Source organism: Protofrankia symbiont of Coriaria ruscifolia (assembly GCF_900634745.1).
Lineage (GTDB): Bacteria > Actinomycetota > Actinomycetes > Frankiales > Frankiaceae > Protofrankia > Protofrankia californiensis.
This window is the reverse complement of record NZ_CAAAFR010000182.1, coordinates 49611-66695: the sequence shown is the minus strand read 5'-3', so window position 1 is coordinate 66695 and position 17085 is coordinate 49611. Positions and strand designations below refer to the sequence as shown.

Sequence of the window (17085 nt, the reverse complement as noted above, 5' to 3'; positions counted from 1 at the left end):
CTCCTGTTCGTGTAGTTGGAATCCTCCTCGTTCACGAGGGGGAGGACGTCAATGAAGATTTCAGTCAGGGTGAAGCCCGCTGAGGTAGAGAATTACCTGGATTATTGGTCCCGATGGCGATACGGCCGACTTCCGGCAGTTCGAAGGCGACGTGAAGGACGGCCTACTGATCGAAGGCATCCTGCCTTCTCAGGAACCGGCTCACCGAGACCGTCTCGGCGACAACGTTCCGTTTGAATCCGCCAAAAGGGCTCATTCCCCAACACGACCTCGCGTTCAGCCCGTACCGGTTCGAGATCCAGCGTCGGCACGTCCTCCACTTGGAGCTGACCGAGCCTGCCTCGGATCGGTGGGCCAGCCAGGAGGACCACGACGGCGAGCAGGAGCCCACCCACTTCGAGTGCTTCTGGATCCCGCTGGAGGATGCCCACATCCTCTCGTCCGGCCAAGGAGCTCTGCTGGGACACCTGTACGACTGATTCCCGCCGGTCCCAGCAGCACAGAGAGGCCACTGATGTACCACACCACCGGACGGCACGAACAGATCAGCGAGTTTTATCGAGCATTAGACTGGTCAGGGCGCTGTTCTCGCGGGCGGAGACCCAGATCCCGCCGGCCGGGGCGCGGGGCGGGATGACGGATACTCGTCAGGATCAGGATCCTTACCCGCGGTGACCTCAGCTCTGGCATGCGCGAGGTTTCCGTGGCAGACCGCGCTGTGATCGCGGTGATCTGGCTCTACCTACTTCAACAGGTGATCGACTTGGCCATCACGGCAGACCACATCCGCACCACCCTGACCATCTATCTCGACGCGCACCCCGAGGAGAAGGCCGACCTCGTACCCGTTCTCGACATCCTCGACACCGGAGGCGACATCACCTCCCGCACGGAGTTCCGCGGTCACGTCACCGCCGGCGCGATCCTCGCCGACACCGACGGGCGCATTCTGCACATCCACCACCGCGCCTTGGACAGGTGGCTCCTACCCGGCGGTCACCTGGAGACCTCGGACAAAACCCTGCTCGGCGCGGCCCTGCGTGAGCTCGCCGAGGAGACCGGTATTCCCACAGACGCCGTCAACCCCGCAGAGGAGCACCCCATCCATATCGACGTCCACCCCATCCCCGCCAACACCGCCAAGGGCGAGCCGGAGCATCGTCACGTCGACTTCCGGTTCATCTTCCGCACCACCACCACCACCGACGTTCGCCAGCTCCAGACCGAAGAGGTCACCGACGCGACCTGGCGCAAGCTCGACAGCCTCGGCGACGCAACGCTGCGACAGCGCATCGCCGCAGCCCTTCGTTGACGCGCCCGAGGGAGTGTCAGGAGATCTTGATCGGTAATCTCCAGGGTAAGGCCGTGGCCTGCGGAAACGCTTAAACATCGCCGTCCGTTACACCGTTTCTCGCCCGACAGGTGCTACCGACTACCACCGGCGACCGCGCGGGCCACGCTCATCTGCCGGATGAGTCCGGTCGCGGTGAGCCGTTCGCATACCCGTAGCCACTCCGGATGATGCTCCACTCGCTTATAATACTCAGGATTCAGGGACATGACGATGCGTTGCGCGCGTCTTTCCACGTCAGCCGCCAAAAGGCTTTCCTGCACCGACCTTCCCGCCGTAAACCCTCCGTTCTCATCCTCCTGCAAGGATGCTTAGCCGGTGAGGGCGCCGAGGGCGTCGTCGAGGCCCTCCAGGTCGCTCAGGGGGATCGGTGCCCAGCGGTGTTCGTGGGCTCCCGATGGTACGGCCGCCCGGCCGCCGGCCGTTGCGTCGACCGCATTGATACTCTCGCCGCTCAAACTCTCACCATCCTTGAACGCGCCATCCTTGAGTGCGTTGTCCTTGAGTGCGTTGTCCTTGAGTGCGTTGTCCTTGAGTGCGTTGTCCCTGGTCGCGCCATCCGCCGGTGCACCCGGACGGGGTGGCGCCGACCGTGGTCCGGAACCGGCTCCAGCGGTGTCGATTCGAGCCGTGTCGATTCGAGCGGTGTCGATCCTGGTGGTGCGGGTCGTGTGCGGTGCTGCCTCCGGCGCCACCCCGACGGCGGCCAGCGCCGGCCACAGGGAGGCGAGTGCGGCGTCCGGGTCGATCTCGAACTCCGACTGGCGGATCCGCCAGAAGCGCCAGCCGACACGGCGTAGCTCCCGTTCGCGGGCGAACTCATGGACGATCTGCTCGGGCGACATGACGGTGTCCGCGTCGCACTCGACCGCGAGACGGGCGCGTCCCCCCGCCACCACCAGGTCGACGCGCCGGCCGTTCACCTCGACCTGGGGCCACACCAGATATCCACGTTCGCGCAGGGCGCGGAAGACCCGTTGTTCGAACAGGGTGTCGAACCGCGGATGCGGGATGTCCGGGCGGACGTCGGGCAGCGCGGGCGTGGCAAGGGCCGGGCCGGCGTTCGTCCCGGCGGTGGCAGATGTCTGTGACAGCACGTAGCTGAGGTAGTTGTGCCGCAGGTCGGTCGGCTCCAGGTCGTCCGCGGTCACGGAGTGGAACAGCCACACCTGGTCGCGGGCGCGTGACGTGGCCACGTTGAACCTCCGCTGGTATTCCAGCCGGGTCAGCGACGGTGTCGGAGTGTCGGGGGCGACAACCATCGACAGGAAGATCACGTCTCGTTCGTCGCCCTGGAAGTCCGGTGGGGTCCCGACGCGCAACCGTCGGCGTTGCTGCTCGGCCGGGGACATCCTCTTGATCAACTTTCCGCGGATCAGCTCCGCCTGGGCGGTACCCTGCAGTACAACGACCCCGAAGGACATCCCGTTGTAGCGGGGGTCGTCGGTGCAGGCCAGGACCTGGGTTACCAGGGCTTCGGCCTCGGCCGCGTTGCGCAGCCCGCCGGCGACGCCGGAGGTGACCGCGCCCGGGATGTGGCATGACCGCAGGGGCGGCAGCCGGTCAGCGCCGAACTGGCGCAGCGGCACCAGCGGGGCGTCCCGGTAGAACATCGCGGACGACCATTCGATGATCTCCGGCATGCACCGGAAGTGTTCACGCAGCCGGATGACCTCGCCGAACCTCGTCCGCAGCAGTGTGAAGAGGCTGGAACGGGGGGTGAACGCGATGCGCAGCCAGCCGGGCACGTCGGACAGCAGCGTGTCGAGGCGTTGGAAGACCGGTTCCAGTTCCTCGAAACTTGCCTCCGTCGGGGTGCACTGCCGGTCGTCACCGACCACGATCACGCGGGGAGCGAGCCACAGCAGGAACAGGCTGTCCAGCCCTGCCTGGCTGCCCTCGTCCACGATCACCACATCGAAGCAGTCTCGGACCGCTGGAATGGTCGAGAGCACCTCGCCGATGGGCATGATCCAGGCGGGGACCGCGGTCTGGGCGACCCGCATCGCCTCCCGTGCGGCCTGCCGGTACCGCTGCGCGTAACGGCCGGTGAACTTGCCGCCCGCGGCGATCGCGTCGGCGTAGGACCGCAGCGCCGCGGACTGCTCGGCGCCCATCCGTTCCAGGCAGTGCTTCCAGGCGAGCGCGCCGGCGAGCTCGGCGGTGGCGGCGGCGAGGGCATCCTCGGCCGCGCCGAGCTCGGCCTCGACGTCGGCTTCACCGGATGCCGTACGCGAGCGTTCCAGCCAGGTCGCTGCGCAGGCCCACGCCCATGCCTCGGTGAAGGACGCAATCCGGCGGTCCCACCGCGCCGAGTCCGCGTTGCCTGGGCGGTTCCCGGTTGCCGCCTCGGCACCGCCAACCGTATCCACCGTATGTGCGCTCACCGGGTTTACCGGGCTTGCCGGATCCGGGGCCACGCCTTCCGACAGGGCTACCGCCAGGCCCGGATGCGCGGCCCGGACACGCTCCAGCAACGTGACGCAGCGCATCTCCGCGTCCCGCTCGGCACCGGCCGCCTCGAGCGCGACGCGAGCGGCCTCGTAGGCCGTGACGTCGCGGTTGGCCAGCGCGTCCGCGAGCATGGCCAGCTCCGGTGCGCTCGCCTGGGTCCTGACCGCTGTCACATAGCGGCTGTGGATGCGGCTGAGATCCTTGGTGGCGGCGGCGGCGCGTTGGCGCAGCCGGACGTCCTCGATGGCAGCGGCAAGATCCCGGCATGCCCGGGTGCTGGTGAGCGCGATGCCCAGCGGGCTGCCCGACGGCGTGGCGCCGGGAGCGCCGAGAGCGTTGGGAGCGCCGAGGAGGCCGAGAACACGGTCACGCGCGTCGCGGGCCCGGTTGACCGCGTCGAGGGCGTCGGCCAGATCGTGCAGGCGGGCCAGACGCACCTCGGGAGCGGACTCGGAATCGATGCGCACGGCCACCAGCGCCCAGGCGCTACTCGCCGTCTCCAGGCAGACCTGCGCGGTCAACCGGGCGAGCACCACGTCGAGCAGTTCGGGTGTGCGGGGGGACACGCCGTCGACGGTCGCCGCCGTGAGCAGGAGAGCTGCGCTTTTCTGGACCTTCGGACGGAAGACGGCGCGCAGAGCGTGGTCGGCCGCCAGATGGGCCCGCAGCGCCTCGCCATGGGCGAGCAGTACCTGCGCGCTCGCCGGCCCCTGCTCGGTCAGTGCGGGCAGGACGACCTTGTGCAGCCCGATCTGGTCGAGCGCGCGGGCGGCCTGCTCGACAGCTGGCGCGGCCGCGGTGACCTTCGTCCAGAGCACGGTGTCGCGGCCGGTGAGGGCATCGTCGAGCGCAGTCTCCACCCACGCCCAACGGCTGTGATGGCGGGCCACCAGCGCCAGGGCGTCGGTCAGCTCCGTGGTGACCTCCCGCAGGGCGTCCACCTGCTGAGGGGACAGCCCGGCGAGCCGGTCGGCGAGGACGGCGGCAGGCTCGGCAAGGGTGATCGCGCTGTCGCGGGCGACCGAGGTGGCGGCCTGTTCGGCGGCCAGGAGCTGACGGATCGTGCCGGTCGGGACCACCGTGTCCGGATCGGTCGGGGTCTGGGTGAGCCTGCGGGCCCGAGCGGGCGTCCGGGAGCGGAGCACGGCGAGCAGCTCGGCCGCCTCGGCGACGTCCAGCGGCGCCGACGGCGGCCCGCCATGTCCGCCGGGTATCTCGCCATGTCCGTCGGGTATAGGGCCGTGCCCGCCCTTGCCGTCGTCGGTGCGGTCACCGTCGTTGGTGCTGCCACGGCTGTCACCGGCGGCCCAGGGCACGGGCGTGGGGATCCATCCGTGGGAGGCCCGCTCGTCCCGTACCCGTCGGGCTATCCGGGCCAGGGTGCCCTCCCAGCCCGGCGCCACCTCGTCAAGGTGGTGGTGGACGCCTTCGGCCGCGCGCAGCCGCTGGATCCGTTCAGCCAGTTCGGCCCGGCGCGCGGCGGCGGCGTCCCGGCGGGCCCGTAGCTGCGCGATCCGCCGGTCGTGCTCCTCCGGACGGAAGGCGGCCTTCTCCGCCGCGAGCGCGCTGATACTCGCCGCAAGCTCGGACGAACCGGTGTCGTTCACGTCGGTGAGCGACACGCACAACCGCTGCAGGGTCGGGGGCATCTTCTCCCGCAGTACCCGCAGCGCCTGCGCCTTCTGGCTGGTGACCAGTACCCGCTGACCCTGGGCAAGCAGCGCGGACATCAGGTTGGCGATCGTGTGGGTCTTACCGGTCCCGGGAGGCCCTTCCACCACCACGCCGTTGTCCTGGCGCAGGCGTTCCATCACGTGGGCCTGCTCCGGATTCGCCGGCAGCGGGAACAGCGGTTCCGCGCCCAGTTCGATGCCGCTTCGCATTCCGCCGGCGGCCAGCCATGCCAGGCGTTCGTCGGCCTCCAACGTCTCGACCAGTTGCACCAGGCCGAGCGGAGGCGGGTTGTCGCCGCGCAGCGCGTCCAGCATCTGGTCGTAGTAGTTCAGCAGCGCCGCCCGGCCGCGGGTACGCAGCACCAGTGCCGGAGCGAAGGTCACCTGTGGGCGTGGGCCGGGTTGCGCCACCGGACGCCAGGACGGCGAGTAACCGTCGGTGGACACGTCCACGGCAAGGGTCAGCCAGTCACGCAGTACCCGCTCGTCATCGGAACCGAGGGGGACCGCGGCGCGGCCGTGCAGCCGCTCGTGCAGCGCGTTGGTCCGTTCCGGCCGGAACGCCTCCACCCCGTCGAGCAGGCTCCCGTCCTCCAGTCGGGTCGCGGCCTCGGCGGGCAGACGCAGGCGGATGGCGGAGGTGGCCGTGTCGATCTCCACCAGCAGCCTCGTCGCGAGCAGGTGATGGTGGACCCCGATGGTCGTGGGCCGCGGGCCGGGCGCTGTGGACGGGCCGGCCGCCGGCGGGCCGCCTGTGGACGGGCCGGGCGCTGTGGACGGGCGCGCCGCGGACCCCGGTGCCGGGACCTGCCAGGACAGCAGACCTGTGCAGAGCACCAGCTCGAGCGCGTCACCCTCCTGCGCCAGGCGCTGCGCCACCGCGTGCAGGACGTTGTGCAGGGTCCGCCGTTCTGCGTCCGCACGGGCCCTGACCGCCCAGATCCGCCAAGTCGGCAGCCACTCGGAGTAGGCGGCCTGGACGTCGGGTGCGTCCGCGAGCCGGATGGTTTCGGTGATCTCGCGCTGGATGCCGTCCGGTCGGAGTTCGACACGTGTCCGTGGGCCGATCTCGCGCAACGGCGGGAACTCGTCAGGCGGCTCTCCCGGCTCGGTCATGACAACCCAGCCGGTCAGCAGGTCGGGCAGCGCGGGTGGCGGCGGCAGGGCCGCCGCGGCGGGTGCGCACAACAGCACCTCGTCGGCGCCGGCCTGTTCGAACAGGGACAGGCCGTCCGGGAGGTCGTCGAGCCACAGCACGACAGGGTGGTCGTCGACCATGGTGATCCGCGGAGCCTGGCACAGGGCGATCTCCCGCAGGAACCGGACCAGGCGGTGACACCGGTCGCTCAGCGCGGCATGGCGCTGACTGTCGCGACGGTGTTCCTCGCCATGGCGTTCTTTGCCGTGGTGCTCCTCGCCGTGTTGCTCCTCGTCACGGTTCCCGTCGCGATGGTGCAGCTCGCGAACTGCCGTTTGTTCGGTCATAGTCCTCTCCGGACGGCGACGCGGCAGCCCCCCGCGGGCTCCCTCCGATGGCCGGATGCGCACAGCGGCGGACACAGCCCGTTGCAGCAATGCCCATAATGACCCGTCCGGATGGGACGCGGTCATGCCGGGTCATGCTCCGGGCGCAGTCCATGGGACCCGGGCCTTCCGCGGCCGCGAAAGAATCATGATCATGCCGCCTTCGGTCCTTCAGGTGGTGACCCAGCTCGGCGGGCAGTAACCCAGGCTCGGCAGGCCGCCGTGTGTACGCGTGCGCGGATGCGACAACATACGCATCTGTGAGCTCACGGTTTCTCGCGGACCTGCACATCCACTCCAAGTACTCACGGGCCTGTAGCCGTGACTGTGACCTGGAGCACCTTGCCTGGTGGGCGGCGCGCAAGGGGATCCGGGTGATCGGAACCGGCGACTTCACCCACCCCGCCTGGACGCAGGAGATCGCCACCAAGCTCGTGCCGGCCGAACCCGGCCTGTTCCGGCTGCGTCCCGATCTCGAAGCGGACGTGCTGCGGACCCTGCCCGCCTCCTGCCGGGTGGCGGCCCGGTTCATGCTGTCCACGGAGATCTCCACGATCTACAAGCGGGGGGAGCGGACCCGCAAGGTCCACCACCTCCTCTACGCCCCGAGTACCGACGCCGCGGGCCAGATCACCGCGAGCCTGGCGAAGATCGGCAATCTCACCGCGGACGGACGTCCCATCCTGGGGCTGGACTCGCGCGACCTACTGGAGATCACCCTCGGCGCGGGCGACGGCTGCTACCTGATACCGGCCCACGTGTGGACGCCGTGGTTCGCGGTGCTGGGCTCCAAGTCCGGTTTTGACGCGGTCGAGGACTGCTACGTCGATCTGGCCGACCACATCTTCGCATTGGAAACCGGCCTGTCGGCGGACCCGCCGATGTTCTGGCGGTTGTCCGGGCTCGACCGGTTCCGCCTGGTCAGCAACTCCGACGCGCACTCCCCGCCCATGCTCGGCCGGGAGGCGACCGCGTTCACCTGCGACGTCGACTACTTCGCCATGCTTGCGGCGCTGCGCACCGGGGACGGTTTCGCCGGCACGATCGAGTTCTTCCCCGAAGAGGGCAAGTACCACCTCGACGGTCACCGTAAGTGTAACATCCGCTACGAACCGAGCCAGACCCGGCAGGCGGACGGTCTCTGCCCGCAGTGCGGACGGCCGCTGACCGTCGGGGTCCTGCACCGGGTGGACGCGCTTGCCGACCGTGCCGAAGGGGTCCGTCCGCCGACCGCGGGCGAGGTGCGTTCGCTGGTGGCACTCCCCGAGGTCGTGGGGGAGATCCTCGGGGTCGGGCCGAAGAGCAAGGCCGTGGCCGCGCAGGTCACCGCACTGACCACCCGGCTCGGCCCGGAGCTGGAGATTCTTGCCGAGGTTCCCCTCGACGCGATCGCCGAGGTCGGCTCGTCCGCGCTGGTGGAGGCAATTCGCCGGCTGCGGCGTGCGGAAGTGATCCGCGAGGCCGGGTTCGACGGTGAGTACGGCGTTATCCGGCTTTTCGACTCCGAAGAACTCGGCTCGGACGTGGGCACGCTGTTCGATCTTGCCCCGGCCGCGGGAACGTTGACGGCCGGCACCTCCCAGCCGGGGCAGCCGGGCCCGGGCTGCTCGGGCCCGGATGCCCCGGGAAATGCCGAGAAGGCGGTGGGGGAGAACGCGGCGGGATCGGGTGGTCCCCGGGCCCGTTCCTCCCGCCGGGGGACCCGCGCCACCCGCACTGCCCTGGCACCGTCCGTCTCACCCCCCGCTTTATCCGCGGCCCCACCCGCGGTGGGCGGCCCCACGGATGCGCGGGATCCGGATCCCGATCCGGCGCATCCGGCTCCTGATCAGCGCGTTCCTGCTGTCGACACGTCATCTTCGGCAGGGCCGTCCTTCGACGCGTCCTCCTTTGAAGTGTCGGCGGGTATGCCGGTCCAGGACGGGCAGGTGGGCGTGCCGCACGAGGCGCACGGGTCGTCCGTCCTGGCCGCTCTCGATGCCGAACAGCGTGCCGCGGCGGCGGTCACGGAGGGTCCGCTGCTGATCGTTGCCGGACCGGGAACCGGCAAGACCCGCACCCTGGTCCACTCGATCGCATACCGGGTGCGGGAGCGCGCGGTGCCGGCCGAACAGTGCCTGGCGGTGACCTTCACCCGGCGGGCCGCGACCGAACTGCGGGAACGGCTCGCCGCGCTCATTCCCCACCATGCGCCACGCATCTTCGCGACGACCTTCCACGGGCTGGGGCTGCGGATAGTCCAGGAACAGCACGCACGCTTCGGCCTGGGACCGGACGTCGGGATCGCGGACGAGGCGGTGTGCGCGCAGATCCTGCGGGAGATGCTGGCCGGCACGGTGTCGGGAGCGCGCAACCTCCAGCGGCTGCAACGCGCAACGGCCCAGCTGCGGCGTGCCCACGCTCTTGGTGAGCCCACCAGCGGGCATGAACTGGCCACAGTGGCGCAGGAGTACGACCGTGCGCTGCGCGCGCGTAACCTGGTTGATCTCGACGACCTCGTCCAGCTACCCGTGGTGGTGATGCGGGAACACCCCGAGGTTGCCGAGGAGTATCGGACCCGCTGGCAGCATGTCTGGATCGACGAGTACCAGGACGTCGACGAGCTGCAGTACGTCCTGCTGACCATGCTGGCCGGACGGTCCGCCGGCGGGTCGACCGATCCGTCGCCGGACCGCTCTTCGGACAGGCGTTCGGCCGGGGATCCGGAGCAGGGCGCGGAGCGTACTTCGGCCGACAGCGCCGGTATGCGGCCTGCCGCGAACCTGTGCGCGATCGGCGACCCGGACCAGGCCATCTACTCCTTCCGCGGTTCCGACGTGGGTTTCTTCCTGCGTTTCCGGGATGATTTCCGCGATGCCAGAGTGGTTTCGCTGACCCGCAACTACCGTTCCACACCCATGATCGTCGAGGCTGCCGTCCGCCTGATCGAACCGGCCACCCTGGTTCCCGGCCGGACATTGTCCGCGGTCGGTGCGCATCCGCAGAATGCTCCGGTGATGCTGCGTCGCGCCGCCGACGAGGCCGACGAGGCATCGGTTGTCGTGAGCCTCATCGAGGAGGCCCTGGGCGGTACGTCCTTCCACGCGCTCGACACCGGGGTGGACGGGACGGCGCAGGCCCGTCTGTCCTTCTCCGACATCGCGGTGCTCTACCGCACGGCCCGCCAGGCCCGACCGGTGATGGACGCCCTCGACCGGCAGGGGTTTCCCTTCCAGCGCCGATCCCACAACCGGTTCGCCGACACTCCCGGCGTCGCCTACCTGCTGGAGCTCATCGGCGACAACACGCACGCCGACGCGCTCCCGGTGCTCCCGGCGGTCTCTACGCTTCCTGCGGTCCCGGCGCAGGCCCGGACCGTCCTCGCGCGTCTGCGTGCGGCGGCACAGGCCGCGCTCGACGGCGCTGCCAGGACGCCTGGGCGCGGGGGCGCGGCATCCGCCGGGAGCATGATCGGGGCACCGCCGGATGCCCCGATCAGGTCCGCGTCGGAGCCTGCGGCCGGCTCTCCGTCCTCTTCGTCGGAGTATCCGGCCGGACTGCCGGGCGAGGCCGAGATCCGGTACGCGCTGGACGTCCTGACCCCGCTTGCCACCGAGTGCGGCGACGACCTGGAGCGCTTCCGGTCCGAGATCGCGTTCGGCGCGGAGGTCGACACCTTCGACCCCCGGGCGGACCGGATCTCGCTGCTGACGCTGCACGCCTCCAAGGGGCTGGAGTTCGGCTTCGTCGTCATCATCGGCTGCGAGGACGGCCTGCTGCCGCTGCGCTGGGCGGGCGCATCCGCCTCCGGCGGCGGTGCCGGCATGACCGGCATGACCGGAGTGGCCGGCATGACCGGAGTGACCGGAGTGGCCGGAGTGGCCGGCCGGGATGGCGACGGCGACGACAACGGCGACGAGGAAGAGCGGCGGCTGCTGTTCGTGGGCATGACCAGGGCGAGGGAGCGGCTCGTGCTCACATATGCGGCCCGCCGCGGCAGGCAGGTGTACGAGGTGCGGCCGTCGCCCTTTCTGGACGGCCTGGACACACCATTGCTCGAGCGCCGTTCAGGTCCGCTCAGGCCCCGCCGGGTTCGCCCGAACCAGGGACGCCAGCTACGGCTGATCTGACAGTGGTCGACCGGCCCGAGGGTGGTTCTTCGGCCCGTTAGCGTCGGCGGAAGACCATGGCGAGGTTCCAGGTGACGACCTCCCGGACACCTGGAACCCGCAGGATCGGCTTGGCCCATGTCGGCAGGTACCGCGGCATGGCGTCCACGACGTCGATGCCGCCGTGGCCATGGGCCCACGCCAGGGCGTCGGCCACCGACACCGGGAACAGGCTGCTGCCGTACAGATTCTTGGGCGAGGTCCCGGTGCGGCGCTCGTAGCGTCGGGCCGCGCGGTGGCCACCGAGGTAGTGCCATGGCGCGGTTTCGTGCCCGCCCCAGGGCGAGAGCCAGTTCGTGAAGCTCAGGAAGATCACACCGCCGGGCCGGGTTACCCGCACCATCTCCTCGCACATCCGCCACGGGTCGGGTACGTGCTCCAGAACGTTCGACGAGTAGCAGATGTCCACCGAGGCGGTGGCGAACGGCATGTCCAATGCGCTGCCGAGCACCCGGCCCGGCTCCACGATGCCACCGGCGCTCATCTCGGAGATGTCCGGTTCAACCCAGATGTAGCGGGCACCGGCCTGCCGGAAGGCGGTGCGGAAGTAGCCGGGGCCGCCGCCGACGTCCAGGACGAGGGAGCCGGCCAGAGCGGTGAAGTGGCTGAGTTGGTGCACCGAGTCGGCGGCGAGCAGCGAGTAGAAGCAGGCCGGGTCGACCGGTTCACGCCGAGCGGCGCGGAAGAGCCTGACGGACCGCCCGATCGAGGTTCTGGCGATCGGCGCCGGCGAGGAGCCCACGGACGCAGATCCGGGTGCCGGTGTCCGTGCCTGCGGTGCCGGTGCCGGTGCTGCCTGCGTCGACGGGGTCACCGGCGCCGGCTCCGAGGCTTCTGCCGGCCCGCCACCGGCTACGGCGGGCACATCTGGGATGGATGAGGATCCGCGTGGGGCGGACACCGTCTCGGCCATGCCGGGACACTAACACCCATGGACGCAGCCGAAATGTGACCTTATCGGGCGCGTTCGCCCGAGTACGGAAGATCTTTCGATCACCGTTCGGGTGTCGGACGGCCGGACCTGGGAACCGGTGCCGGCGCCACGCCGACCGGGACGATACGTGACACTTGTTCGTCCTTGTAGGAGCGACCGAGGACAGGGCGTCGAGCCGGACGTCCAATCCTTGGTCGCTGCTGAATGCAGGGATTCACATGCAGGGATCCATTGGTACTGGATGACGACGTCCACCTACCCGGAGTGATCATGCTTGAGCTGGTTGCCGGTGCCAACCGGTCGTTGCCGGACGGTGCTCTGTCCGTTCGCGTGGCCGGACCGTTCGACCTGTCGCTCCTCGTCACCAGTGAGAACGGGAAGGTCGCCGCGGACGAGGACTTCGTCTTCTACAACCAGCCGTCCGCACCCGGAGCCCGGCTGACCGGCGACGGCGCCAGCGTTGACCCGGGCCGGCTGCGTCCCGCGGCGACCCGGGTGGTCGTCGTCGTGAGCCCGGCCGACGCGGCTTTGGTGCTCGGACGGTTGCCGTCACCGGTCCTGGATATCCATGGCCAGGACGGGTCCCTCATCGTGCGCTTCACCCCACCACAGCCACACCACGAGACCGTTCTCCTGCTCGCGGAGATCTACCAGCGCGGGGGTGGTTGGAAGGTCCGGGCGCTCGGTCAGGGCTACGCCGACGGCCTCGCCGGGCTGGCCCGCGACTTCGGCGTCCAGGTCGACGATGACGGCGCTACGCCGGCGAGCCCGTCGGCGACCCTGCCACCGAGGCCGGGGCAGCCGTCTGCTCCATCGGCTGCCGCTGGTCGGGACGTGGTCCTACAGGTCGTGGCGTTGGCCAATGCCGAACGGGCCAGGGTGGGCGAGCGGCCCCTTACGGTGGACGCCTGCCTGGTCCTGGCGGCACAGCGACACAGCGAGGACATGGCGGCGAACAGCTACATGGATCATGTCAGCCTGGACGGGCGGACGATGTCCGACCGTGCGACTGCGGCCGGCTACCGATACCGGGTATTGGGCGAGAACGTCGCGGCCGGTCAGCGCAGCCCGGCGGAGGTGGTGGCCGGCTGGATGAACAGTCCCGGACACCGCAGGAACATGCTCAACGGGGAGTTCACCCAGATCGGGGTCGGCTACGCGTGTGGCGGCAGTTACGGCACCTACTGGACCCAGGTTTTCGGGACCCCTGCCTGACGAAGCAGTACACGCCTACTGTAGTCACTACGTACGTACAGCTTCGCGTCGGCTGGGGTCTCCGGTCGACGCTGGTCGGTCGATCCGGGGACCCCAGAACCGGGCGGTTTCCGCGCATCCGCATAGTAATGATTGCCGGTGCTGCGGGTGGGGGCTACGGGGACTGCTGGTAGACGTGAACGTAGTCGACGTCGACGCTGCTGGGGAATGCGGTGGCGCCGTCGGGCGCACCGCCCCAGCTGGAGGGACCACCCACGTCCAGGTTCACCATCAGGTACATCTTGTCCGAAGGAACCAGGTTGGTCAGGCGACCCGTCTGCACGCCGTCGATGTAGAAGGTCAGCGATCCCGGCTCCCACCTGACGGCGTAGTTGTGATACTCGGTACTCCAGTCCGGATTCTTGGTCTTGAACTGGTTCTCGCCGTGGTTCTTGGTGTGCAGTGTCTGGTAGATGGTCGTCCGGTCCTCACCGATGAATTCCATGATGTCGATCTCATCGGGTGTGTAGGCCGGGTTGTACAGCCAGATCGCGGGCCAGAACCCCTTGCCTTTCGGCAGTTTGGCACGGACGTCCACGTAGCCGTAGGTGAAGAAGTACCTCTGGTCACTGTTTATGATGCCGCTGGTGTACGGAAATATTCTGCCCTTGAAATTGTAGGAGTTCCTGGACGCGGTTAGGTGCGCCTTGCCGTCGCTTTGCGTCACCGCGGAGGGCGAGTAGCAGTTCTGCGAGCCGTGGTTGCCGGAGTTGGCGCCGCACTGAGCGCCCTGCCAGACGTTGGTGACCCATTTGCCGATGTCTAGCGCGGCCCCGTCGAATTCGTCGCCGAATACCAGACGCCAGCTGTCGTCAAGCCCCGGAGGCCGGGTGGAAGGGGCGGACGCAAGCAGCGGACGAGGTGGGTTCGTGGTCGACGGGGTCGGGATGTGCACAAGCGGTGGTGCCGGAACCACCGCTGTCCCCGACGGTGCGGGTGCGGGTGCGGGTTCGGCCGTGGCCGCGGATGCGGTGGGTGATGATTGCGCCGCAATGTAGGCTGCGGCGGCTCGCTGCGCTATGGAAGAGGCGGACGCCGACGATGCCGGCGGCGTGGATGCCTGGGGGGCCTGGCAGGCAGCCAGGCCGACACCTACCGGTAGTGCCAACGTCATCGCCAAGAGCCGCCACCGGGCTCGGAACATCGATCTGGTCGATACAGAGGACGGAAGTCTAGGCAACATGAGTCCTTACATGTCCGGTCCCCTCCGGCAGGAGGGAGCGTAACACGCTCCTATGTGTGCACCTGGCGCCGATAAGCAATAGTTGAACATCCTAACGGCAACGGATCGATGTTCAGGATGATATGTCCCGATAGACTCCGGTCATACAAGAAATGATCGTATGTGTCAGGTCTGTCGCCTCGGCCTGTCAGGCTCCGGCGAGCAGCCGTCGTCGCTGTGGGCGAGGACCGTACGCTGGTACTCGTCAAGCATCTGGCACATCTCCCTCTCTTCCACCGGGGACCGCAGTTGCTGGAAGCCGATGATGCTCATCCCCATCATCCCCATCATCGTCAGCACCCGTGCCCGGGCGGGGTCGGTCACGACTGCGGTCACGACTGCGGACACGACGGACAGGATTGCCTTCTCGCGACGCCGGTCCACACGCTCCTGCACCACGCCGACGGTGGAGCCGGTGTGACTCCACGCCCGGATGGCGGCTTCGGTGTCGTGGGGCACACCCAGCGCGAACTCCGTCAGCGCGCCGGTCCTGGCGACCGCGTCTCCGCTGACGGTAGCCAACGTGGTGAGCCGGTCGTTCTGCTGGGCTTCCCAGTACTCGAACAGCCGGTCGACGAAACCCTTCCAGCTCCCGAAGTAGTGGTAAAAAGAACCGCTGGTGACCCCGACCGACGCGTACAGCTTGCCGATACGCAGGTTGTCGAAGCCCTCAGTGGTGACGATCTCCATAGCCGAGACGAAGTACCGGTCTCGCGTCACCAGCGTGGGCACGAGACACTCCCGCTCTGCGTCCGCGGACGCCGATGAATATGGTCCCACCTCACTATAACTTCCGCCGTGTCGGTACGGCCGGTGGCTCGTGTATCAGGACCGCTCGCCCGCCCGACAACACGTGATCGGGCGAGCCCGACCATCACAGGGCCGTCCACCGCACGATCTCCTCGATCGCGGTCGGGATCGTCGCCTCGAACTCCTCCGCCAGGATTCTGCGCCGGTCCGGGAAGCTGTACTTAACCGGGACTATAAAGAGAGTTATGGTGGCTCTCAGGAGCGTGTCGCGGCAGCACGCGGCCGCCACCGAGTCAGCCGATCCGCGAGACTCGAAGGAGCCGTAATGACGCTGCTGCCATCGAGCACCGACGACACCGGCACCGACGGCACCGCCGGACCAGCCGGTCCCACGGCCCGGGCGGCCGTCGACGGTCCGGCCGGTTCCGGCGAAGCCACCCCCGAACAGGTGGCGGACGTCGTCGCCCGGCTGCGCAAGAGTTTCGCCGGGGGCCGGACGCGAAGCCTGGCGTGGCGTGTCGACCAGCTGCGGGCGATCGAGCGGCTGGTCACCGAGCATGAGACGGACATCGCCGAGGCGATCGGGGCCGACCTCGGCCGGGCGGTGGTGGACTCCTGGTTGGGCGATGTCGCCCCGGTCCGGACCGAAGCGGCCTACGCCCGCAGACACCTGAGGTCCTGGATGCGGCGCCGGCGCACCGGCATGCCGCTCGTGGCGAGGCCCGGCCGGGCGTGGTACCAGTACGAACCGCTCGGCGTCGTGCTGGTCATCGGCCCGTGGAACTACCCGGTCTACCTGTCGCTCGGCCCGCTGGTCGGCGCCGTCGCGGCGGGCAACTGCGCCGTCATCAAACCGTCCGAGCACGCCCCGGTCTGCTCGGCCCTGCTCGCGCGGCTCGTCCCGCAGTACCTCGACCCCGACGCGGTGGCCGTCGTCGAGGGCGAGGCCCAGGCCACCCAGTTGCTGCTCGATCAGGGTCTCGACCACGCCTTCTTCACCGGCGGTCCGGAAATCGGCAAGATCGTGATGGCGTCCGCCGCGCGGCACCTCACTCCGGTCACCTTGGAACTGGGTGGCAAGAGTCCGGCGATCGTCACCCGCCACGCCGACCTGGAGGTCGCGGCCCGCCGCATCGCCTGGACGAAGCTGCTGAACTCCGGGCAGACCTGCATCGCGCCGGACTACGTGCTGGTCGAAACCGAGGTGCGCGACCGCTTTGTCACCCAGCTCGTCCAGACGATCCGCGGCTTCCGCTCCGGTGCCCCGGCCACGCTTCCCATCGTCAACCGCCGTCAGTTCGAACGGCTGGCGGCGCTGCTCGATGGCGCCGGTGGCACCGTCGTCCTCGGCGGGTCGGTGGACGCTGACCGCGCGGCCGTCGAGCCGACGGTCGTCGTCGACCCCGACCCGGACGCGCCCGTCATGCGGGAGGAGATCTTCGGGCCGATCCTGCCAGTGGTGGGCGTGTCGTCGCTGGACGAGGCCGTCACCCTGGTCAACCGTGGTCCCAAGCCGTTGGCGACCTACCTGTTCAGTTCGGCGAAGTCCGAGCGTGAACAGGTGCTGCGCGAGGTCAGCGCGGGTGGCATTGTGATCAACCATGCCGCGGTGCACTGCCTCGTCCCGCAGCTGCCCTTTGGCGGCGTCGGTAACAGCGGGATGGGCGCCTACCACGGACGGTGGGGGTTCGAGACGTTCAGTCACCGCAAGGCGGTGCTGTCGAAGCCGGCGCGGCCGGATCTGTCGCTGATCTACCCGCCGTACTCGGCCCGCG

The 17085-nt window shown here is 69.1% G+C and carries 9 protein-coding genes and 1 pseudogene; 5 read left to right on the top strand and 5 right to left on the bottom strand.

Annotated elements, in window-relative coordinates; genetic code table 11:
• Positions 1 to 278: 278 nt before the first annotated feature.
• A pseudogene (locus CV1CTNOD_RS20375) lies at positions 279 to 479 on the top strand (NUDIX hydrolase); the annotation flags it as partial.
• Positions 480 to 763: 284 nt separating this feature from the next.
• Positions 764 to 1312 carry an NUDIX domain-containing protein gene (locus CV1CTNOD_RS20370; protein WP_131787604.1) on the top strand — a complete coding sequence of 183 codons (549 nt, stop codon included), beginning with the start codon at positions 764 to 766 and terminating at the stop codon, positions 1310 to 1312.
• A gap of 350 nt (positions 1313 to 1662) precedes the next feature.
• On the opposite strand, the gene CV1CTNOD_RS20365 is transcribed toward CV1CTNOD_RS20370, so the two are convergent.
• Entirely contained in the window at positions 1663 to 6963 is a 5301-nt protein-coding gene (locus CV1CTNOD_RS20365) for an AAA domain-containing protein (protein ID WP_131787596.1), read from the bottom strand.
• A gap of 299 nt (positions 6964 to 7262) precedes the next feature.
• Between CV1CTNOD_RS20365 and CV1CTNOD_RS20360 the strand changes: the two genes are divergently transcribed.
• Positions 7263 to 11111 carry a UvrD-helicase domain-containing protein gene (locus CV1CTNOD_RS20360; protein WP_242606873.1) on the top strand — a complete coding sequence of 1283 codons (3849 nt, stop codon included), beginning with the start codon at positions 7263 to 7265 and terminating at the stop codon, positions 11109 to 11111.
• A gap of 37 nt (positions 11112 to 11148) precedes the next feature.
• Here the strand turns inward: CV1CTNOD_RS20360 and CV1CTNOD_RS20355 are convergent, their stop codons facing one another.
• Entirely contained in the window at positions 11149 to 12063 is a 915-nt protein-coding gene (locus tag CV1CTNOD_RS20355) for a class I SAM-dependent methyltransferase (protein ID WP_242606872.1), read from the bottom strand.
• Positions 12064 to 12354: 291 nt separating this feature from the next.
• On the opposite strand from CV1CTNOD_RS20355, the gene CV1CTNOD_RS20350 reads away from it, so the two are divergent.
• Entirely contained in the window at positions 12355 to 13299 is a 945-nt protein-coding gene (locus CV1CTNOD_RS20350) for a CAP domain-containing protein (protein ID WP_131787602.1), read from the top strand.
• A 154-nt stretch (positions 13300 to 13453) separates the two neighbouring features.
• Here the strand turns inward: CV1CTNOD_RS20350 and CV1CTNOD_RS20345 are convergent, their stop codons facing one another.
• From CV1CTNOD_RS20345 to CV1CTNOD_RS25040, 3 genes are all read right to left on the bottom strand, one after another.
• Positions 13454 to 14452 carry a glycoside hydrolase family 16 protein gene (locus CV1CTNOD_RS20345; protein WP_207386569.1) on the bottom strand — a complete coding sequence of 333 codons (999 nt, stop codon included), beginning with the start codon at positions 14450 to 14452 and terminating at the stop codon, positions 13454 to 13456.
• Between the two features lie 234 nt (positions 14453 to 14686).
• The gene (locus CV1CTNOD_RS20340) at positions 14687 to 15292 is read right to left on the bottom strand and encodes a TetR/AcrR family transcriptional regulator (protein ID WP_131787593.1); all 606 of its coding nucleotides are present in this window, start codon (positions 15290 to 15292) and stop codon (positions 14687 to 14689) included.
• A 142-nt stretch (positions 15293 to 15434) separates the two neighbouring features.
• Positions 15435 to 15599: a hypothetical protein gene (locus CV1CTNOD_RS25040; RefSeq protein ID WP_165485647.1), complete on the bottom strand. Its 165-nt coding sequence runs from the start codon at positions 15597 to 15599 to the stop codon at positions 15435 to 15437.
• Positions 15600 to 15635: 36 nt separating this feature from the next.
• Here CV1CTNOD_RS25040 and CV1CTNOD_RS20335 point away from each other — a divergent pair.
• Positions 15636 to 17085: aldehyde dehydrogenase family protein (locus CV1CTNOD_RS20335; RefSeq protein ID WP_131787601.1), on the top strand; the 1450-nt coding region annotated here is incomplete at its 3' end.

Excerpts from the sequence above, each read along its gene's own strand:
- CV1CTNOD_RS20350 (WP_131787602.1), top strand. The coding sequence starts at position 12,355 with ATGCTTGAGCTGGTTGCCGGTGCCAACCGGTCGTTGCCGGACGGTGCT.
- CV1CTNOD_RS20345 (WP_207386569.1), bottom strand. The coding sequence starts at position 14,452 with ATGACGTTGGCACTACCGGTAGGTGTCGGCCTGGCTGCCTGCCAGGCC.
- CV1CTNOD_RS20365 (WP_131787596.1), bottom strand. The coding sequence starts at position 6,963 with ATGACCGAACAAACGGCAGTTCGCGAGCTGCACCATCGCGACGGGAAC.
- CV1CTNOD_RS20355 (WP_242606872.1), bottom strand. The coding sequence starts at position 12,063 with ATGGCCGAGACGGTGTCCGCCCCACGCGGATCCTCATCCATCCCAGAT.